Below are 21,139 nucleotides of genomic sequence, written 5' to 3'. Positions count from 1 at the left end.
TCGCCTGCCCGGCAGCTTCATCACTGAATAGCGTTAACCGCCGCAGTCCAGGCCTGGTTAAATGCCTGATGCTGCGAGGCCAGCGGCCCAATCAATGCGTTGTACTGACTTGCCTGCTGCGAAGTCGGGAACTGAATACCATTCGCCACAAAACTCACCTGCGTATCCTGCTGCGCGACAAAATCACCCACCTGGACCAGTTGCTGAGTGAAGATCTGCGCGGCCGGGATCAGCGGCTGCAACGCGTCTGCGGGCGTCGTCACCACTTTCTTATACACCTGGTCAAACACCGGCTTCAGGTCATCGGCCTGTTTCAGTGCGCCATGCGCCGCATCGGCCTGCAGTTTCGCATTCTGCAACTGCTGACCCAATACGCCGAGAGAACCGTTCAGGTCACGCAGCGGCCCACGTTGCGTCACATAATCCTGTGGCACACGGATGGCATTAACGCTATCAACAACCGGACGCAACGCGGAATCCATCGCCTGGTTCACCTGCTGTGAGTAGCCATACAGAATCGCGTAATCAGAAACAAACGGACCGAACTGTTTTTTCTGATCGGCGGTCAGGGTGGGTAGACGCTCGCCGCTACGCATCACCGTATTCTGTAGAAAATCGACAAACGCTTTACGCTGATCGCCTTCTTTATCAAAACACCCACTCAGGCTAACTACCATTAACAACGCCGCAAGAGGCGCAAACCAGCGAGAGCAGGACTTACCTGTCGCCATTTTAATACTCCTTTCACCCAAAAATGCGCACTGCGCAATACGCGTGCCTTACGGCTTACAAGGATAGTCCAGGTCAGGCTCGCAGGATACCCCTTCCGCGTAATCTTGTGGCGGAAATTCGTCTGGCGAAATAGCGATGACCAAATTGTTATTTTATTGTTAAACACATCACATTTACCACCTCTGTCCTGAGGGCATTAACAAGAAGTAGTTCTATGATTTTAATAGCTTTTCAGCATTAAGTCGGCCAGTGAAGGGGCAATTCGTACGATTATCGCACGTTAACCTCGGTGGGGTGATTGCCGAACACGGGCTTCAATGTTTTGATTAATTGAACGATTAACGAATAAACGTTCGATAATCGCACAATTAATCCTAACGCTTGCGGTGGAGAAAATAAAAACCCCCTCTGTCCCCCGCGTTGCTTTCGCAGGAATAACCGCATGACAAACAAAACGACTGATATTCAAGCGTTTATCAACGAGCATCCCTTTTCAAAATACCAGTGGATGATTCTCGTGCTGTGCTTTGTGACCGTCGCGATGGACGGATTCGATACCGCGATTATCGGCTTCATCGCCTCCGATCTCGTTCAGGAGTGGGGCGTTGAAAAATCCGCGCTCGGCCCGGTCATGAGCGCCGCGCTGGTGGGGCTTGCCGTCGGAGCGCTCACCGCGGGTCCAATGGCTGACCGCATCGGTCGCAAAAAAGTCCTGATTATGTCGATTCTGGTGTTTGGCGGCTTCAGCCTGCTCACCGCCTTTGCCAGCACGCTGAACCAACTGACCGCATTGCGCTTTTTAACTGGTCTGGGTCTGGGGGCGGCAATGCCCAATGCTGCGACCCTGATGAGTGAATACGCGCCAGAACGCCGTCGCGCGCTGCTGGTGAATCTGATGTTCGTCGGATTCCCGATTGGCTCGTCGATGGGTGGGTTTGTCTCCGCCTGGCTGATCCCGCATTACGGCTGGCAAAGCGTACTGATCCTCGGCGGCGTGATGCCGCTGGTGCTGGCAGTGGTGTTGATCGTTTTACTGCCGGAATCTGCCCGTTATCTGGTGGTTAAGAACAAATCACAGCAGCAGATTGGCACCATTCTGCGCCGTATCGCCCCGCTACCGGAAGCGACGCACTTTGTCCTGCGTGAAACCGGCCAGATTAAAGAGAAATCAGCGCTGGGCGTCATCTTCTCGCCGCGTTACGCACTGGGTACGGTAATGCTGTGCCTGACCTACTTTATGGGGTTGCTGATCTTCTATCTGCTGACCAGTTGGCTGCCGCTGCTGATCCGTGAAACAGGGGCCACGCTGAGCCAGGCGTCCATCATTACCGCCTTGTTCCCGTTGGGCGGCGGAATTGGCGTCCTGGTGCTGGGCGCGCTGATGGACAAATTCAACCCGAACAAAGTGGTGGCGGTCGGCTGGTTGTTGACCGGGGTGTTTGTCTGCCTGGTTGGGTTCTCCACCAGCAGCCTGGTGCTCATGGGGGTGATGGTTTTTATCGCCGGGACAATCATGAACGGCGCACAATCGTCCATGCCCGCGCTGGCGGCGGGTTTTTACCCCACACAGGGCCGCGCGACTGGTGTGGCATGGATGTTAGGTCTGGGCCGTTTCGGCGGCATCCTCGGTGCGTTTAGCGGCGCCTTCCTGATGCAGGCGCAACTCGCGTTCGAAACCATCTTTACATTCCTGGCCATTCCGGCGTTAGTGTCTGCCTTTGCCTTGATGGTGAAATACTGGGCAGGTAAACGCCAGCTCTCTGGCGCATCAACGCCGACAGAATCACCGACTCACGCCGCGCAAAAAGCCTGATTTTCCCTCCTGGCAGGTAATAGCCTGCCAGGAAATAGTCATATTTTCGTAATCTTTACATTTCACATTACCACGCGGGATATAGTGCCCGTTATCAAATCGTTAGCAAGCTACAAATCCGCCGCCTTCTCGCCGCTGAAACGAGTCTTGTCCCCCTCTTAAACTGTGACGCCCAACGCGCTTTCTCATTTACGACTATTCTTAACTGGCTTCGATGAAATTCACGATCTCGCTGTGTGATTTAAAGGAGTTCTCAATGGAATCTAAAGATCCAATGTTTGAGCTGCTGAGCAGCCTGGAACAAATTGTTTTTAAAGAAGAAACATCAAAAATCACCCTGACGCATAAGCCAAGTCCCTTTAGCGAATTTGAACAATTACGCCGGGGGAGCGGGCTGGAAACGGATGATTTCGCCAGAGCGTTAGGCGTAACGGTTGCACTGGTACAGGAGTGGGAATCAAAACGCGTTAAACCCTCCAGTACCGAATTGAAGCTGATGCGCCTGATACAGGCTAACCCGGCATTGAGTAAGCAGTTGATGGAGTAATCGACAATCATTGATGAACGGTCCTGATACAGGACCGTTTTCTGACCACTTAACCTATCGGGCGAAAAATAACAGTTGCATCCTCAGGCGTTACATGAGTTAATGCGTTCCACGGTTTGACGTACAGACCATTAAAGCAGTTTAGTAAGGCAGTCCCCTTCAAGAGTTATCGTTGATACCCCTCGTAGTGCGCATTTCCTTAACGCTTAAAAAATCTGTAGAGCACGCCATATCGCCGAAAGGCACACTTATTTTTTAAAAGGTAATACACTATGTCCGGTAAAATGACTGGTATCGTAAAATGGTTCAACGCTGACAAAGGCTTCGGCTTCATCACTCCTGACGATGGCTCTAAAGACGTGTTCGTACACTTCTCTGCTATCCAGAACGATGGCTACAAATCTCTGGACGAAGGTCAGAAAGTTTCCTTCACCATCGAAAGCGGCGCTAAAGGCCCGGCAGCTGGCAACGTAACCAGCCTGTAAGCTTAGATAAGCTCAGAATTCAAGATCCCTGCCAGACGGCGGGGATTTTTTTTATCTCTTGCCCGCCTTTCGATATCCCTGTTCCCTTCTTTGCATTACTTTACCTGGCCAGCCTTTGACCTTTCCCTAAGGGTAAGCTTTATAGTGAAGACCCTGTTTTTCACATGGAATTGACGCTATGTCCAGACTCCCGTTGTTCTTCACGCTAGGTTTACTCACCAGCGGCGCCGCGTTTGCTGCATCGCCAGAAGCCACATTCCTTGCCGAACATGGTCTTGCCGGTAAGTCAGTCGAGCAGATCGTGGATACCATCGATCAAACGCCACAATCCCGCCCGCTGCCGTATTCGGCTTCCATCACCAGTACCGAGTTAAAACTCGCTTCTGATGGGCAGATGTATACCCTGCCGTTGGGCGAAAAATTCTATCTCTCGTTTGCACCTTACCAGCAGCAGACGCACCCGTGCTTTAACCACAGTTTGTCCGGCTGCCAGGGTGAAATGCCGGACACGACGTTCAACGTTAAAGTGACGGATAACAAAGGCAATGTGCTGATTCAGAAACCGCTCAAAAGCTATCAGAACGGGTTTATCGGCGTCTGGTTGCCGCGCAATATTGAAGGGACAATAGAAGTGGGCTACAACGGCAAAACGGCATCACACGCCATTGCCACGAAGGATGACAGCCAGACCTGTCTGACGGAATTGCAGTTGCAGTAACTCTTCCTGTCCCGTCCATAAAAAAACCTGCCCGAGGGCAGGTTTCAGCGTTTGTTTGCGGTGGTGACTTGCGCGATGTTTATTGCAGCAGCGAAATATCCGCCACACGCAGGAACAGCTCACGCAGTTTTTCCAGCATCGAGAGGCGGTTGATACGCAACTCTTTATCCTCGACGTTCACCATCACTTTTTCGAAGAATAAATCGACCGGCTCGCGCAGTTCAGCCAGTTCCACCAGCGCGTCCTGGTAACGGCCTTCGGCAAAGTACGGTTCGAGCTTGTCACGCAGTACCACAACCTGCATCGCCAGCGCGATCTCTTCTGGCTCTTTCAACGTTGAGGCATTAACACGCTCGTTCAGCGTCTCATCAGACTTCGCCAGGATGTTAGAGACACGCTTGTTGGCTGCCGCCAGCGCAGATGCCGCTTCCAGCGTACGGAAGTGCGAGACCGCCTTCATACGCGCGTCAAAATCAGCCGGACGGGTCGGACGACGTGCCAGCACCGCCTGGATGGTATCCACGGTGTAACCTTCATCCTGATACCAGGCCCGGAAGCGACCGAGCATAAAGTCGATCACGTCATCCACAACGTTCGCGTTGGTCAGCTTATCACCGTACAGACGCACCGCTTCCTCGGTCAGCGTTTGCAGATCGAGGTTCAGGTTCTTCTCAACGATAATGCGCAGCACGCCCAGCGCAGCACGACGCAGCGCAAACGGGTCTTTGTCCCCTTTCGGGTGCTGACCGATACCGAAGATTCCCGCCAGGGTGTCCATCTTATCCGCAATCGCCAGTGCGCAGGCAATCGGGTTAGACGGCAGGTCATCACCGGCAAAGCGCGGTTGATACTGTTCGTTCAGAGCGACAGCAACATCTTCCGCTTCACCATCGTGGCGAGCATAGTGCATGCCCATTACGCCCTGGGTATCGGTGAATTCGAAGACCATGTTGGTCATCAGGTCACATTTCGACAGCAGGCCCGCACGGGTGGCATGGTTAACGTCTGCGCCAATCTGACCGGCAATCCAGCCCGCCAGCGCCTGAATACGATCGGTCTTGTCGCGCAATGTACCCAGCTGCTGTTGGAACAGCACGGTTTGCAGACGCGGCAGGTGATCTTCCAGTCGTTTTTTACAGTCAGTATTGAAGAAGAACTCGGCATCCGCCAGACGCGGGCGCACCACCTTCTCGTTACCGGAGATGATTTGCTGAGGATCTTTCGATTCGATGTTCGCAACGAAGATGAAGTTCGGCAGCAGTTTGCCGTCGTTGGCGTAGACCGGGAAGTACTTCTGGTCACCTTTCATGGTGTACACCAGCGCTTCAGAGGGTACCGCGAGGAATTTCTCTTCGAATTTCGCCGTCAGTACCACCGGCCATTCCACCAGCGAGGTCACTTCTTCCAGCAGGCTGTCGCTCAGATCGGCATTACCGCCAATAGTACGCGCCGCGTCTTCGGCATCCGCTTTGATTTTGGCTTTACGCTGTTCGTAGTCGGCAATGACCTTACCGCGCTCCAGCAGGATTTGCGGATACTGGTCGGCATTGTCGATGGTGAACTCCGGCTCGCCCATAAAGCGATGGCCGCGAATAATGCGATCGGACTGAATACCCAGAATGGTCGCCGGAATGGCTTTGTCGCCCAGCAGCAGGGTCACGGTATGAACCGGACGTACGAAATGCACGTCGCTTGCTCCCCAGCGCATCAGTTTCGGGATCGGCAGTTTCGCCAGCGATGTAGCGATCATGTTCGGCAACAGCGCTTCGGCGCTTTCGCCTTTCACGTGTGCACGATACAGCAGCCATTCGCCTTTATCGGTGGTCAGACGCTCAGCCTGATCAACGGTAATACCACACCCCCGAGCCCAGCCTTCTGCCGCTTTGCTCGGTTTGCCTTCGGCATCAAATGCCTGGGCAATCGCCGGACCGCGTTTTTCAACTTCGCGATCGGGCTGTGATTCCGCCAGATTAGCGATTTTCAGCGCCAGACGACGCGGTGCCGCAAACCATTCAACATGGCCGTGCGCGATGCCGGCGTTATCCAGCTCCGCCGTCACGTTCGCAGCAAAGGATTCCGCCAGGCTGCGCAGGGCTTTTGGTGGCAGCTCTTCAGTGCCGATTTCCACCAGGAAAGTTTTCTCAGACATGGCCGCCTCTTATTTGTCTTTATTGCACATCGGGAAGCCGAGGGCTTCACGGGAAGCGTAGTAAGCTTCTGCCACTGCTTTAGTCAGGGTACGAATACGCAGAATATAGCGCTGGCGTTCGGTGACGGAGATGGCTTTACGCGCATCCAGCAGATTGAAGCTATGGGCGGCCTTCAGAATACGCTCGTAGGCAGGCAGCGGCAGCGGCGTTTCCAGCGCCAGCAGTTGCTGCGCTTCTTTCTCGTACTGCTCAAAGCAGGTGAACAGGAAGTCCACGTCCGCGTATTCGAAGTTGTAGGTGGATTGCTCCACTTCGTTCTGATGGAACACGTCGCCATACGTGGTTTTACCCAACGGGCCGTCGCTCCAGACCAGGTCGTAAACGCTGTCTACGCCCTGAATGTACATGGCCAGACGTTCCAGACCATAGGTGATTTCACCGGTGATCGGCTTACATTCCAGTCCGCCGACCTGCTGGAAGTAAGTGAACTGTGTCACTTCCATCCCGTTCAGCCACACTTCCCAGCCCAGACCCCAGGCACCCAGCGTCGGGTTTTCCCAGTTATCTTCCACGAAGCGAATGTCGTGGATGGTTGGATCCATACCCAGCTCTTTCAGCGACCCGAGATACAGCTCCTGGATGTTGTCCGGAGAGGGCTTAATCACCACCTGAAACTGATAGTAGTGCTGTAAACGGTTCGGGTTTTCGCCATAGCGTCCATCAGTTGGACGACGAGAAGGTTGCACATACGCGGTTGCCATCGGTTCTGGCCCCAACGCACGCAGGCTGGTCATCGGGTGCGAGGTACCTGCACCCACTTCCATGTCCAAAGGTTGAACAATGGTACAGCCCTGACGAGCCCAGTAATCCTGTAATGTCAGGATCAGGCCCTGGAAGGTCTTGGTATCAAACTTTTGCATAGTATTTCGTGCTGGATACGTGTGGTTTTAAAAGGAAGGGTTCAGTATACCCGCTGACTGCAAGATATACAGTACGAAACGGGAAAAAGGCAGGGCTTAACGCATGGAAAGATGTAAAAACTGCCCATCCGCGTCAAAAGAGCAGACAAAACTCTCTTTACGGAAGGTAGCGCCGCGCATCTCATAACTTCCCTGAAATTGTTCAAAGCCCGTAACATCAATTTTCTGCGTACCGGTATTATAGCGTCGCGCAGCCTGATCTTTGCACAGCGCTTCCATATCCAGCGTGCGCGTGGGGCTGACTTTCACTTTCTGCGCCTTTTGTGTCGGCGATGGCTGGGAGGGTGTACATCCTGCCAGCAACAGAATCACCATTGCTGGAAAGAAAGATTTCATCATCATTTTATTACCGCCTAATTTACTGATCAGTCTTATTATTATTACGTTCGGTGTGGCAGACGCATTTTGCGAATCTCATCGGACCATCACAACCTTTAGTGTAAAAACTCAGATTAATCCAGCGGGACAGGCTGACAAAATGTGAGTCAGACCATTTTGAAACGAAAACAGAGGAACTGATGCAGCCCAAAATTTTCTGGATTGATAACCTGCGAGGGATCGCCTGTCTGATGGTGGTCATGATTCACACCACAACCTGGTACATCACCAATGCACAGAGTGTCAGTCCCGTTAACTGGGATCTTGCCAACGTACTGAATTCGGCTTCACGCGTCAGCGTGCCGCTATTTTTTATGATTTCGGGCTACCTCTTTTTTGGCGAGCGCAGCGCACAACCACGCCATTTTTTACGCATCGCGCTGTGCCTGCTGTTCTACAGCGCCGTTGCCCTGCTCTACATCACATTATTTACTTCGATTAACGCCGAACTCTCCTTAAAAAATCTGCTGCAAAAACCGGTGTTCTATCATCTGTGGTTTTTCTTCGCGATCGCCGTGATCTATCTGGTCTCGCCGCTGATTGAGGTGAAAAACGTGAGTGGCAAAATGCTGCTGGTGCTGATGGTGGTCATTGGCATTCTCGCCAATCCGAATACCGTGTCGCAAAAAGTCGGCGGATTCGAGTGGCTCCCCATTAATTTGTATATCAACGGCGATACCTTTTACTACATTTTGTACGGGATGCTGGGACGCGCTATCGGCATGATGGAGACACAAAAACGCGCGCTTTCCTGGTTAAGCGCGGGGCTTTTCGTGGTGGCGGTGTGGGTCATCTCTCGTGGGACGTTGCATGAACTACAGTGGCGCGGCAATTTTGCCGATACCTGGTATCTCTATTGCGGCCCCATGGTCTTTATCTGTGCAGTCGCGCTACTGACGCTGGTGAAAAACACGCTGAATACGCAAACGGTCCCTGGGCTGGGGCTGATTTCACGCCATTCACTCGGCATTTATGGCTTTCATGCGCTCATTATTCATGCCTTGCGCACCAGCGGTCTGGAAATCAAACGCTGGCCGCCGCTGGATATGTTGTGGATTTTCAGCGCGACCCTCGTGGCCAGTTTACTGCTTTCAATGCTGTTACAACGCATCGATACGCGCAGGCTGGTCAGTTGATGTTGAAATGCCCGGTCGTGGCGCCGGGCATTTCAGAGAGGCTAAAACCGTTATCAGGGAGAGCGCCGTCTCAGACGCCGTAACAAATAGCAAGCCAGGAAACCCCACAGCAAAGTGATCCCCTTTTTATTTAATGATCCGATGCACGAATCAGGCGTACAAAACCCAGTAGACCCATAAAGAGCGCCACCGGATAGAGACCCCGCCCACTCAGTGATAGCGGCGCGTTGAGGATGCCGACCAGAAACAACCCCAGCGTGATAAGCGCGACCAGTTGGCACACGGTAACGACGCTATCGTCCAGTTGGTCGCGTTTTTCCTCACGTAGATAAACGTATGTGACAAACATTGCGGTCACCAGGACACCGAGGAAATAACCTTTTCCGCTCAGTAAGGGACATGCCATCCCTAAGCCGATAACGTAAGTCGATGTGCCTGAGATGAGCAACAACCAGGAAATTAACGTTGAGCTTTTCACTGGGATCTCCTTATCCAACGGATGCAGATTAGGGATAACCTATGAAAGACAACACTGAAAAATGAACAGAAAATGGAATTTCAGAATAAATCCATATATTTAATTTATTGATCAATTATTTATATGCTTTGGGTTAATCCCTCCTGCAAAACAGGAGGGATTCAGGCTCAAGACATGAGTGGAAGTAGCTGCTGATAAAGACGACGGAAGGTTTCCCGGCGCTGTTGATAAACGCTATGGCGTTGCCTGTCAGGCATGTGTGTTTGTTCAAGCGGAAGTTGCGGTAATAACTCGGCTAATGGCTTCTCCGGATTCATCGCAATTTGCGCCAGACGAGCGGCACCCAGTGCCGGCCCCACATCACCACCGGTGCGATAATCCAGTTGCAGGCCGCTGATATCCGCCAGCATTTGCCGCCAGTACGCGCTGCGCGCACCGCCGCCGATCAGCGTGATGCTTTGCGGCTTCACCCCACAGGCATGTACCACATCCATCCCGTCGGCCAACGCATAGCCCACGCCTTCCAGCACCGCGCGCGCCAGCTCAGCCGGTCCATGCTGATGGGTCAGACCAAAGAACACGCCTTTCGCCTGCGGATTATTGTGCGGCGTACGTTCACCTGAAAGATACGGCAAGAACCAGACAGGGTCGGCTGCCTCATCAGCCTGCTGCGCCGCATCAATCAGCGCCGGCACCGTCTTCAGACCGGTTAATGTTGCCGCCCAGTCCAGACAGGAGGCTGCACTTAGCATCACCGACATCAGATGCCAGCGCTCAGGCAACGCATGGCAAAAGCTGTGTACTGCGCTTTCGGGCTTGCTCAGGAAACCGTCACTGACGGCAAAATAGACGCCGGACGTTCCCAGTGACAGCATGGCCTGATCGGCATTGACCATCCCTACGCCGACTGCGCCCGCCGCATTGTCGCCACCGCCTGCAACGACAGAAACCGCAGGCATATCCCACGCCATTGCGACATCAGGCAGCAATTTGCCGGTAATCTCACTCCCTTCGAATAACGCGGGCATATGGTCACGGGTCAGGCCGCAGGCATTCAGCATCACGTTACTCCAGTCACGTTTTTCCACATCCAGCCACATCGTTCCCGCAGCGTCAGACATATCGCTGGCAAATTCACCGGTCATGCGTAAACGCAGATAGTCTTTCGGTAGCAGCACCTTTGCCACCTGCCGGAACACCGCTGGCTCGTGGCGCTGTACCCACAGCAGCTTCGGAGCCGTGAATCCAGGCATCATCAGGTTACCCGTGATGGCGCGCGACTGCGGTACCATTGACTCCAGCAACGCACACTCCTCGCCACAACGTCCGTCATTCCACAGAATGGCCGGTCGCAGCACCTGTTGCTGGCTGTCGAGCAACGTCGCGCCATGCATCTGCCCGGCAATCCCCAGCGCTTTCACTTGACTTAACGAATGCTGCTTGCCCAACGCCTTCAGGGCGCGGTCGGTCGCCAGCCACCACTGTTCGGGATCTTGCTCCGACCAGAGCGGATGAGGACGAGAGACGGTGAGTTTTTCCGTTTGCGATGCGACCACCTCGCCTTGCTCATTGAGCAAAATCGCTTTCACGCCCGAGGTGCCAAGATCGATCCCAATATACATAGAGTGGGTTCCTTAAACTGAAATGCCCGGTGCCACAACGCTCACCGGGCTTGTCAAATCACCGACCAGGAAACGCTGCGTCACCCGGCGATATCGATTATTTATCGAACAGGTAATGATTCACCAGGTTTTCCAGCTGTTCCTGATGACCGCTCTGATGCACCGGCGCCAGGTTGTGCTGTTCAGCATAATGCGCCAGTTCGCTTAACGACATCTGTCCTTTCAGGATCTGCTGGCCCAGTTCGCTACTCCAGCCGGCATAACGTTTCGCGACGCGCTTATCCAGCTCGCCATCCTCAATCATGCGCGCGGCAATTTTCAGCGACAGCGCCATCGTGTCCATCGCGCCAATATGGCCATAGAACAGATCGTATTTATCCGTACTCTGACGGCGCACTTTGGCGTCAAAGTTCAGGCCACCGGTGGTGAAACCGCCCGCTTTGAGGATTTCGTACATCACCAATGCGTTCTCTTCTACGCTGTTCGGGAACTGGTCGGTATCCCAGCCCAGCTGCGCGTCACCCCGGTTGGCATCGACAGAGCCAAACAGACCCAGCGCAATCGCCGTGGCGATTTCGTGGTGGAACGAGTGACCTGCCAGCGTCGCGTGGTTAGCCTCAATATTCAGTTTGATCTCTTTTTCCAGACCAAACTGCTTGAGGAAGCCGTAAACGGTTGAGGCGTCGTAATCATACTGATGCTTGGTCGGTTCCTGCGGCTTCGGCTCAATCAGCAGCGTGCCCTGGAAGCCCGTTTTGTGCTTGTGCTCAACCACCATTTGCATGAAGCGGCCAATTTGCTCACGCTCCTGACGCAGGTCGGTATTCAGCAAGGTTTCGTACCCTTCACGACCGCCCCACAGCACGTAGTTTTCACCACCCAGTTTGTGCGTGGCGTCCATCGCCGTTACCACCTGGGTGGCCGCCCAACTGAACACTTCTGGATCCGGGTTCGTCGCCGCCCCGGCACCATAACGGGGGTTGGTGAAGCAATTTGCCGTACCCCACAGCAGTTTCACGCCGCTCTGCTCTTGTTTCTCTGCCAGCACATCCACCATTTCGGCGAAGTTATTTTTGTACTCTTTCAGCGACGCGCCTTCCGGCGAAACATCGACATCGTGGAAGCAGTAGAACGGAACGTGCAGCTTGTGGAAAAATTCAAACGCGACGTCCGCTTTACGTTTTGCCAGCGCCAGCGCATCCCCCGGTTGCTGCCACGGACGATTAAACGCCCCGACACCAAACATATCAGCCCCGTTCCAGCAGAAGGTATGCCAGTAGCAGGCTGCAAAACGCAGATGATCTTCCATCCGTTTGCCCAATACGATCTCATCAGGGTTGTAATGACGGAATGCTAACGGATTAGTGGAACGGGGGCCTTCATAACGAACGCGATCGAGTTGGTCAAAATATGCCTGCATAATGAACTCCATAATCAGGAAATACGACGAGAATAGGTCATGTCGTAATATTGAGCACTCCCCTCCCGTTGCTCAATTATGTTATTTCACACTGCTATTGAGAGAATTCACAAGTGTGCGCCACCTCGCAAAATAAAAATATCCATTTGCAAAAAATGGGTACTCTGCTGGCATAAATGCAACATTCAGTCTTCACCATAAAAAGTACGATCCTGGTCATAATTCAGGAAATAAACCAAATTTCGTAACCGCAAGATAAAAATCTGTAATTGTCTTCCCCGTATGAATTGCTAAATTCTGCAACGTCTTATGCTGTGATTGTTACTTTTATTGTTGCTCCCTCTAACGAAAGGCATCACGATTATGAAGATGAAGAATCTCTTACTCACTGTCTGCACCTCCCTTTTGCTCACCAGCGTGGCAGGACATGCCAAAGAAATTAAAATCGGCATGGCGATTGATGACCTGCGCCTCGAACGTTGGCAGAAAGATCGCGATATTTTCGTCAGCAAAGCCGAATCGCTTGGCGCAAAAGTCTTTGTCCAGTCCGCGAACGGGAATGAAGAAACCCAGATGTCGCAGATTGAAAATATGATTAACCGAGGCGTGGATGTCCTCGTTATTATTCCTTATAACGGACAAGTATTAAGTAACGTGGTTAAAGAGGCGAAACAGGAAGGTATTAAAGTTTTAGCGTATGACCGCATGATCAATGACGCAGACATCGATTTCTATATTTCATTTGATAACGAAAAAGTCGGTGAATTACAGGCCCAGGCATTAGTTGAACGTGTCCCTCAGGGAAATTATTTTCTGATGGGCGGCTCGCCGGTCGATAATAATGCCAAACTCTTCCGCGCCGGGCAGATGAAAGTTTTAAAACCGTATATCGATTCCGGAAAAATAAAGGTGGTTGGCGATCAGTGGGTTGACGGCTGGCTGCCGGAAAATGCGCTGAAAATTATGGAAAACGCCTTAACCGCGAACAATAACAACATTGACGCCGTTGTCGCCTCTAATGACGCGACGGCAGGCGGTGCGGTTCAGGCGCTCAGTGCGCAAGGGCTTTCAGGAAAAGTGGCGATTTCAGGTCAGGACGCCGACCTTGCGGGTATCAAGCGCATTGTCGCAGGAACACAAACAATGACCGTGTATAAACCGATTACGCTGCTGGCCAATACCGCCGCCGAAATCGCCGTAGAACTGGGTAACGGACAGCAGCCTAAAGCCGACGCTACGTTAAACAACGGTCTGAAAGATGTCCCCTCCCGCTTATTGACGCCGATTGACGTTAACAAAAACAACATCAATGAGACCGTGATTAAAGACGGATTCCATAAGCAGAGCGAACTGTAAGCGCAGCGCCCCAGCGATGGCTGCGGGCGCGCATTTCCCACTACGCCCGGTTCTCTCATTGGCTACTGCGGAGTCGCTATGTCCTGTCTACTTGAAATGAAGAACATCACCAAAACCTTCGGTGTCGTCAAGGCGATTGACAACGTCAGCCTCAGACTGAATGCCGGTGAAATTATTTCATTATGCGGCGAGAATGGCTCAGGTAAATCGACGCTGATGAAAGTACTGTGCGGTATTTATCCCCATGGCAGTTACGAAGGTGAAATTGTATTTGCTGGAGAAACGCTACAGGCCAACCATATTCGTGATACCGAGCGCAAAGGGATTGCCATCATCCATCAGGAGTTAGCACTGGTTAAGCACTTAACCGTGCTGGAGAATATTTTCCTCGGTAGCGAAATAAGCCGTCATGGCGTGCTGGATTACGACATGATGACCCTGCGCTGCCAAAAATTGCTCAGGCAGGTCAGTCTGGCAATTTCGCCCGATACCCGGGTGGGCGAACTGGGCCTTGGTCAGCAACAGCTGGTTGAAATTGCGAAAGCGCTGAATAAACAAGTGCGCCTGCTGATTCTGGACGAGCCGACAGCGTCACTCACCGAACAGGAAACAACGGTGCTGCTGGAGATCATCCGCGATCTGCAACAGCACGATATCGCCTGCATCTACATTTCACACAAGCTGAACGAAGTGAAAGCCATTTCCGACACGATCTGCGTGATCCGTGATGGCAAGCATATTGGCACCCGCGACGCGGCTGGCATGAGCGAAGACGATATTATCACCATGATGGTTGGCCGCGAACTCACTGCACTCTACCCCAGCGAACCTCACACCACGGGTGAAGAGATTTTACGCGTTGATCACCTCACGGCCTGGCATCCCGTCAATCGCCATATCCGGCGCGTGAATGACGTTTCCTTCTCACTAAAGCGCGGCGAAATCCTGGGGATTGCTGGTCTGGTCGGCGCGGGACGCACGGAGCTTGTTCAGTGTCTGTTTGGCGTCTGGCCCGGGCGCTGGGAAGGAGAGGTGGTGATTGACGGTCAGTCCGTTAACATCCGCAACTGCCAGCAGGCCATCGCCCACGGGATCGCCATGGTTCCGGAGGACCGCAAACGCGATGGTATTGTGCCGGTCATGGCGGTGGGGAAAAACATTACCCTCGCCGCGCTTGATCAGTTCACTGGCAAGGTAAGCCAGTTAGACGATGCCGCCGAATACAAATGCATCCTCGAATCCCTGCAACGTCTCAAAGTCAAAACGTCTTCTCCTGAGTTGGCGATCGGACGTCTGAGCGGTGGGAATCAACAAAAAGCCATTCTGGCGCGCTGCCTGTTGCTTAACCCGCAAATTCTCATCCTTGATGAGCCTACCCGGGGCATCGATATCGGCGCGAAATATGAAATCTACAAGCTCATTAACCAGCTCGTTCAGCAGGGTATCGCCGTAATTGTCATTTCGTCTGAATTGCCCGAAGTGCTGGGGCTCAGCGACCGCATTCTGGTGATGCATGAAGGAAAACTGAAAGCCAACCTGGTCAATCATAACCTGACGCAAGAGCAGGTGATGGAAGCCGCTTTGAGGAGCGAACATCATGTCGAAAAACAATCCGTCTGACGTTAAACTCACCGCCCCACTGACGGGCGTTTTTCCTGGGATTAAATCGCTGAATCTACAGGTGTTCGTGATGATCGCGGCCATCATTGTGATCATGCTGTTCTTTACCTGGACAACGGACGGTGCGTATCTCAGCGCACGTAACGTCTCCAACCTGCTCCGCCAGACCGCGATTACGGGGATCCTGGCGGTCGGCATGGTATTCGTCATCATCTCAGCGGAAATCGATCTCTCCGTCGGTTCCATGATGGGACTGCTGGGCGGCGTCGCGGCTATCTGCGACGTCTGGCTGGGTTGGCCGCTGCCGTTCACCATTATCGTCACGCTGGCGCTGGGATTGCTGCTCGGCGCCTGGAATGGCTGGTGGGTCGCTTACCGCAAAGTTCCCTCATTTATTGTGACTCTGGCCGGGATGCTGGCGTTTCGCGGTATCCTCATCGGCATCACCAATGGTACAACCGTATCGCCGACCAGCTCCGCCATGTCGCAGATTGGGCAAAGCTACTTATCCAATGGATTGGGCTTCACCCTCGGCGCGATGGGTTTGATGGCGTTTATCGGCTGGCAGTGGCGCGGGCGCATGCGCCGGCAGTCCCTGGGTCTTGATGCCCCGGCGTCAACCAGCGTAGTGGGCCGCCAGGCATTAACTGCCGTGATTGTGTTAGGCGCCATCTGGCTGTTGAATGATTATCGCGGTGTGCCGACGCCCGTTCTGCTGCTGGTATTTTTGCTGCTCGCCGGGATGTTCATGGCGACACGAACCGCATTTGGCCGACGTATTTATGCCATAGGGGGCAATCTGGAGGCCGCCCGTCTTTCCGGCATTAACGTCGCGCGGACCAAACTAGCGGTGTTCGCCATCAATGGTCTGATGGTGGCGATTGCCGGGCTCATTCTCAGTTCGCGTCTCGGTGCCGGGTCGCCATCGGCGGGAAACATCGCCGAACTGGACGCCATTGCCGCCTGCGTCATCGGCGGAACCAGCCTGGCGGGTGGCGTCGGCAGCGTTGCCGGCGCAGTGATGGGTGCATTTATTATGGCTTCTCTGGATAACGGAATGAGTATGATGGATGTCCCAACGTTCTGGCAGTATATCGTGAAGGGAGCGATTCTGTTGCTGGCAGTATGGATGGATTCAGCGACAAAACGCCGCGCCTGAGCTGCTGAAAAATAGGGCTATTTTTATGCCGGTCACTCCTGTCCGGCATTGTCGTTTATGAAAGAGTGAGCAGAGACAGAACCATGTTTGATAAACGTCACCGTATTACCCTGTTATTTAATGCCAATAAAGCCTACGACCGTCAGGTGGTGGAAGGGGTCGGTGAATATCTACAAGCCTCGCAATCCGAATGGGACATCTTCATTGAGGAGGACTTCCGCGCCCGCATTGATAACATCAAAGAGTGGTTAGGTGACGGCGTGATTGCTGACTATGACGACGATGAAATCGCACGATTGTTAGTTGACGTCCATGTGCCCATCATCGGTGTCGGAGGCTCCTATCATCTGGCGGAAAATTATCCTCCTGTCCATTATATTGCCACCGATAACCATGCTCTCGTTGAGAGCGCCTTTTTGCACCTGAAAGAAAAAGGCGTCAACCGCTTTGCCTTCTACGGCCTGCCGGCCTCCAGCGGAAAGCGCTGGGCGGCGGAACGCGAGCATGCCTTCCGCCAGTTGGTGGCGGAGGAGAAGTATCGGGGGGTGGTGTATCAGGGACTGGAAACCGCGCCTGAACTCTGGCAACACGCGCAAAATCGACTGGCGGACTGGCTGCAAACCCTGCCGCCGCAGACGGGTATTATCGCGGTCACTGACGCCCGCGCCCGCCATGTTCTTCAGGTCTGCGAACACCTGCATATTCCGGTACCCGAAAAGCTGTGCGTCATTGGCATTGATAACGAGGAACTGACCCGCTATCTGTCACGGGTTGCGCTGTCTTCGGTGGCTCAGGGCGCGAGGCAAATGGGCTATCAGGCGGCAAAGCTGCTACATCGCCTGCTGGCCGATGAGGAACTGCCGCTCCAGCGCATCCTGGTGCCTCCGGTGCGCGTCGTTGAACGTCGTTCGACAGACTACCGTTCCCTCTCCGATCCCGCCGTTATTCAGGCGATGCACTATATCCGTAACCACGCCTGCAAAGGCATCAAGGTGGATCAGGTACTGGATGCGGTTGGGATTTCACGTTCCAATCTGGAGAAGCGATTTAAAGAAGAAGTGGGAGAGACCATTCATGCGGTGATCCACGCTGAAAAGCTGGAGAAAGCGCGTAGCCTGTTGATTTCCACGACGCTGTCGATCAACGAAATCTCGCAGATGTGCGGCTATCCTTCGCTGCAGTATTTCTATTCCGTTTTTAAGAAAGAGTACGACACGACGCCGAAAGAATATCGCGATCTGAACAGTGAAGTGTTGATGTGATGCGGTGGGACCGAAACAAAAACGCCTTCTTTGCAGAAGGCGTTCGGGGATTACATATGGGCTGCGATTAATCGCTGGTTATCCTGATACATCGCGAACAGATAGTTGTTGTAACTCTGCCCCTTCGTTGAATAACCCTTCAGCTTATGAATCATCGCTGTCGCCGTTACTTCCTGATCCGCTTTACGCAACTGTGCGCGTGATTTACGGAAAGAGGCGTAAGCCGGATGCGTGTTCAGATTGATTACATAGGCGCTGACCGACTCTTTGACGGAATCGAACTGCGAGTAACCTTTCACTTTACCTGGCGCATTGTTACAACTCCCTTTCGCACACTTCATGCCGAACAGGTTGTTATTGCTACGCGCAAGCTTAGAAGTACCCCAACCGCTTTCTGCCGCAGCCATCGTCGCCACCATACTGGTCGGGATGATGTCTACGCGCTCCAGCAACGTATTCCACGGAATACTCCGGGTGTTGCCCGACCATTTCACCTTGTAGCGCTTCGCAATATCTTTCATGCGCTTACGCTCAGTCGGTGACCAGCGATTCTGATACTGCTTTGAGATCAGCCAGTTACGATCGGCAGTAATCGCCGCATTTTGACTGGTAATATAAGGCATAACCGTCCGGAGAAACGCTTTTTTCCTTGGTGTTCCGGAAGGGTATTTTCGCAAATCAGGAAGTGAACTGCTCTTTGCACTATTGCGAGAATACTCTTGTTTACTGCTTACCTGTTTATTACTTGTCTTGGTTACGTGGGGCTTTTGACTCGATGTTGTTGTGTGCGTCTTTGCCAGCACCTCACCCGAAAATACGATGGTGAGTAACATAAGAATCATTGCCCCATATCGTCGTATGGGAGTCAATATCATTAGGTCTCCTGGTCGGATTGAATCATTCCAACACCTTATATTTTTCACAATTTTGAGAGTTGAATCTCAAATCATATCAAAAATAGCGATCAAGAGCACCCTAATGAATAGGCCAATTCCGAAACCGTGTCACGCATAAACTATCCCACAAGGAACTAATTCGAACGATTTGTGGTGGTTATCGCAAATTAAGGCTATTTTTTGCCCAAAATCACTCATCCGCGCCCCTCATCCTGGTTGAATGCAGTTGAAGGATGAGTTTCGTCAGCGGGTTCTCAGGCAAACTGGTTAAAATCGCCGCAAAAAGGACCGCACAATGAAACTTGCTGCCATCGCCCTCGCGCTACTGCCAGGCATCACGAGCGCCGCAACATGGACGTCTCAGGGCTTCCCCTCTTTTACCGCGGAGGGAACCGGTAAGTTTGCCAGTCACGCTGAATTGACGAAGGGTACTCGTTCCTTAACGCTCAATTTTGACCAACAGTGCTGGCAGCCGGCTAATACGATAAAACTCAATCAGATGCTGTCGCTGATCCCGTGCGAAGGGACCCCGCCGCAATGGCGTTTGTTCAAAGATGGCCGTTATACGATGGAAATCGATACCCGTTCTGGTACGCCAACGTTAATGATTACGCTGCCGCGCGAAGCCGAACCTACCGCCAATGTGGCACGCCAGTGTCCGAAGTGGGATGGAAAGCCACTGACGTTAGCGGTCGCGCAGACTTTCCCGGAAGGGAGCGTGGTACGCGATTTTTACAGCGGACAGACCGCCACGGTGAAAAACGGTCAGATAACCCTGCAACCCGCACCTGCCAGCAATGGCCTGTTACTGCTGGAACGGGCAGAGACCGACGCACCAGCGCCGTTCGACTGGCACAACGCCACGGTCTATTTTGTGCTCACCGACCGCTTCGAGAACGGCGATCCGTCCAATGACCAGAGTTATGGTCGCCATAAGGACGGCATGGAGGAAATCGGCACGTTTCATGGCGGCGATTTACGCGGTCTGACTCACAAACTGGATTATCTGCAACAACTGGGCGTGAATGCATTATGGATAAGCGCTCCGTTCGAACAGATCCACGGCTGGGTGGGTGGCGGCACGAAAGGCGATTTCCCGCACTATGCCTACCACGGTTATTACACGCAGGACTGGACCACGCTTGATGCCAACATGGGCAACGAAGCCGACCTGCGTGCGCTGATTGACGGCGCACACCGGCGCGGGATCCGCATTCTGTTTGATGTCGTAATGAACCACACCGGCTACGCCACGCTGGCAGACATGCAGGAATATCAGTTCGGCGCGCTCTACCTTTCTGGCGATGAGCTGAAAAAAACGCTCGGTGAGCGCTGGACAGACTGGAAACCTGCCGCCGGGCAGAGCTGGCACAGCTTCAATGATTACATCAACTTTAGCGATAAGGCCGCCTGGGAAAAATGGTGGGGGAAAGCGTGGATCCGCACTGACATTGGCGATTACGACAATCCTGGCTTTGACGATCTCACAATGTCGCTGGCTTTCCTGCCGGATCTGAAAACCGAATCGACGACCCCATCTGGTCTGCCGGTGTTTTATCAACATAAAGCCAACACGCGCGCGAAAGCCATTGAGGGCTACACGCCCCGGGATTACCTGACCCACTGGCTGAGTCAGTGGGTGCGCGATTACGGTGTCGATGGATTTCGCGTCGACACGGCAAAACACGTCGAACTTCCGGCCTGGCAACAGTTAAAAACGCAGGCCAGCGCGGCACTGGTTGAATGGAAAAAAGCGAATCCGGACAAAGCGCTCGATGATAAGCCGTTCTGGATGACGGGTGAAGCCTGGGGTCACGGCGTAATGCAGAGCGACTACTATCGCCACGGTTTTGACGCGATGATCAACTTTGACTATCAGGAGCAGGCCGCAAAAGCCGTCGATTGCCTGTCAGGTATGGAGCTCGTCTGGCAGCAGATGGCGGAAAAGTTACAGAGTTTCAATGTATTGAGTTATCTCTCCTCGCATGATACTCGTCTGTTCCGTGAAGGCGGAGATAAAGCCGCTGAGTTGCTACTGTTAGCGCCCGGCGCTGTACAAATATTCTATGGCGATGAGTCCGCGCGACCTTTCGGCCCCACAGGCTCTGATCCGTTACAGGGCACACGCTCTGAGATGAACTGGCAGGATGTCAGCGGAAAATTGGCCGACAACGTTACCCACTGGCAGCGCCTCGGTCAGTTCAGAGCCCGGCATCCGGCCATCGGCGCAGGCAGGCAAACCACGCTCTCACTCAAACAGGGATACGGCTTCGTTCGCCAGCACGGCGACGATTCGGTGATGGTCATCTGGGCAGGCCAGCGTTAACGTAAACCGGCGTCTGAGGTCAGAACCCCTCAGACGCAGCAAAACAAAACACTACACTGAA

At 53.2% G+C, this 21,139-nt stretch carries 18 protein-coding genes; 10 read left to right on the top strand and 8 right to left on the bottom strand.

Annotated features, from left to right (window positions below; all coding sequences use genetic code 11):
- Window positions 1-20: 20 nt before the first annotated feature.
- A complete protein-coding gene (locus KI228_RS01055) occupies window positions 21-731 on the bottom strand; it encodes a DUF3053 domain-containing protein (protein ID WP_042998569.1) in 711 nt (236 codons plus the stop codon).
- 443 nt (window positions 732-1,174) lie between these two features.
- On the opposite strand from KI228_RS01055, the gene KI228_RS01050 reads away from it, so the two are divergent.
- From KI228_RS01050 to cueP, 4 genes are all read left to right on the top strand, one after another.
- Window positions 1,175-2,545: an MFS transporter gene (locus tag KI228_RS01050; protein WP_061069352.1), complete on the top strand. Its 1,371-nt coding sequence runs from the start codon at window positions 1,175-1,177 to the stop codon at window positions 2,543-2,545.
- A 256-nt stretch (window positions 2,546-2,801) separates the two neighbouring features.
- Window positions 2,802-3,092: an HTH-type transcriptional regulator gene (locus KI228_RS01045; protein ID WP_042998571.1), complete on the top strand. Its 291-nt coding sequence runs from the start codon at window positions 2,802-2,804 to the stop codon at window positions 3,090-3,092.
- Between the two features lie 272 nt (window positions 3,093-3,364).
- On the top strand, window positions 3,365-3,577 hold the full coding sequence (gene cspE / locus KI228_RS01040; protein ID WP_000014594.1) for a transcription antiterminator/RNA stability regulator CspE: 213 nt from the start codon (window positions 3,365-3,367) through the stop codon (window positions 3,575-3,577).
- Window positions 3,578-3,755: 178 nt separating this feature from the next.
- Complete coding sequence (cueP, locus tag KI228_RS01035) at window positions 3,756-4,295, top strand: copper-binding periplasmic metallochaperone CueP (protein ID WP_061069353.1); 540 nt, start codon at window positions 3,756-3,758, stop codon at window positions 4,293-4,295.
- 79 nt (window positions 4,296-4,374) lie between these two features.
- Here cueP and glyS read toward each other — a convergent pair whose 3' ends face one another.
- From glyS to KI228_RS01020, 3 genes are all read right to left on the bottom strand, one after another.
- Window positions 4,375-6,444, bottom strand: coding sequence for a glycine--tRNA ligase subunit beta (gene glyS, locus KI228_RS01030; RefSeq protein ID WP_061069354.1), 2,070 nt, complete (start codon window positions 6,442-6,444; stop codon window positions 4,375-4,377).
- A 9-nt stretch (window positions 6,445-6,453) separates the two neighbouring features.
- Window positions 6,454-7,365: a glycine--tRNA ligase subunit alpha gene (gene glyQ, locus KI228_RS01025; protein ID WP_042323214.1), complete on the bottom strand. Its 912-nt coding sequence runs from the start codon at window positions 7,363-7,365 to the stop codon at window positions 6,454-6,456.
- A gap of 96 nt (window positions 7,366-7,461) precedes the next feature.
- Window positions 7,462-7,767, bottom strand: a complete 306-nt coding sequence (locus tag KI228_RS01020) for a YsaB family lipoprotein (protein ID WP_042998574.1) — start codon at window positions 7,765-7,767, stop codon at window positions 7,462-7,464.
- 176 nt (window positions 7,768-7,943) lie between these two features.
- Between KI228_RS01020 and KI228_RS01015 the strand changes: the two genes are divergently transcribed.
- Window positions 7,944-8,939 (top strand): acyltransferase, encoded by a 996-nt coding sequence (locus tag KI228_RS01015; RefSeq protein WP_044267733.1) that lies wholly within the window; start codon window positions 7,944-7,946, stop codon window positions 8,937-8,939.
- Between the two features lie 130 nt (window positions 8,940-9,069).
- Here the strand turns inward: KI228_RS01015 and yiaB are convergent, their stop codons facing one another.
- The 3 genes from yiaB to xylA all read right to left on the bottom strand — a co-directional run bounded on the left by yiaB (window position 9,070) and on the right by xylA (window position 12,459).
- Window positions 9,070-9,417, bottom strand: a complete 348-nt coding sequence (yiaB, locus tag KI228_RS01010; RefSeq protein WP_042998575.1) for an inner membrane protein YiaB — start codon at window positions 9,415-9,417, stop codon at window positions 9,070-9,072.
- Window positions 9,418-9,584: 167 nt separating this feature from the next.
- Window positions 9,585-11,039 carry a xylulokinase gene (xylB, locus tag KI228_RS01005; RefSeq protein WP_044253776.1) on the bottom strand — a complete coding sequence of 485 codons (1,455 nt, stop codon included), beginning with the start codon at window positions 11,037-11,039 and terminating at the stop codon, window positions 9,585-9,587.
- Window positions 11,040-11,136: 97 nt separating this feature from the next.
- A complete protein-coding gene (gene xylA, locus KI228_RS01000) occupies window positions 11,137-12,459 on the bottom strand; it encodes a xylose isomerase (RefSeq protein WP_042998577.1) in 1,323 nt (440 codons plus the stop codon).
- A 363-nt stretch (window positions 12,460-12,822) separates the two neighbouring features.
- Here xylA and xylF point away from each other — a divergent pair, with 363 nt between their 5' ends.
- The 4 genes from xylF to xylR all read left to right on the top strand — a co-directional run bounded on the left by xylF (window position 12,823) and on the right by xylR (window position 17,856).
- Entirely contained in the window at window positions 12,823-13,815 is a 993-nt protein-coding gene (gene xylF, locus KI228_RS00995; RefSeq protein WP_042998578.1) for a D-xylose ABC transporter substrate-binding protein, read from the top strand.
- A 78-nt stretch (window positions 13,816-13,893) separates the two neighbouring features.
- Entirely contained in the window at window positions 13,894-15,435 is a 1,542-nt protein-coding gene (locus KI228_RS00990) for a xylose ABC transporter ATP-binding protein (protein WP_042998579.1), read from the top strand.
- Window positions 15,413-16,594, top strand: coding sequence for a xylose ABC transporter permease XylH (xylH, locus tag KI228_RS00985; protein ID WP_044328306.1), 1,182 nt, complete (start codon window positions 15,413-15,415; stop codon window positions 16,592-16,594). Before KI228_RS00990 ends, xylH begins: the two co-directional genes overlap by 23 nt.
- 83 nt (window positions 16,595-16,677) lie before the next feature.
- On the top strand, window positions 16,678-17,856 hold the full coding sequence (xylR, locus tag KI228_RS00980) for a D-xylose utilization transcriptional activator XylR (RefSeq protein ID WP_042998581.1): 1,179 nt from the start codon (window positions 16,678-16,680) through the stop codon (window positions 17,854-17,856).
- A gap of 50 nt (window positions 17,857-17,906) precedes the next feature.
- On the opposite strand, the gene KI228_RS00975 is transcribed toward xylR, so the two are convergent.
- Window positions 17,907-18,731, bottom strand: coding sequence for a protein bax (locus tag KI228_RS00975; protein ID WP_061069355.1), 825 nt, complete (start codon window positions 18,729-18,731; stop codon window positions 17,907-17,909).
- A gap of 316 nt (window positions 18,732-19,047) precedes the next feature.
- On the opposite strand from KI228_RS00975, the gene malS reads away from it, so the two are divergent.
- Window positions 19,048-21,078, top strand: a complete 2,031-nt coding sequence (gene malS / locus KI228_RS00970; protein WP_044267528.1) for an alpha-amylase — start codon at window positions 19,048-19,050, stop codon at window positions 21,076-21,078.
- Window positions 21,079-21,139: the final 61 nt, after the last annotated feature.

The organism is Citrobacter amalonaticus (assembly GCF_018323885.1).
Lineage (GTDB): Bacteria > Pseudomonadota > Gammaproteobacteria > Enterobacterales > Enterobacteriaceae > Citrobacter_A > Citrobacter_A amalonaticus.
Note: the sequence above shows the minus strand (reverse complement) of the source record. Positions and strands in the feature narration are given on the sequence as shown.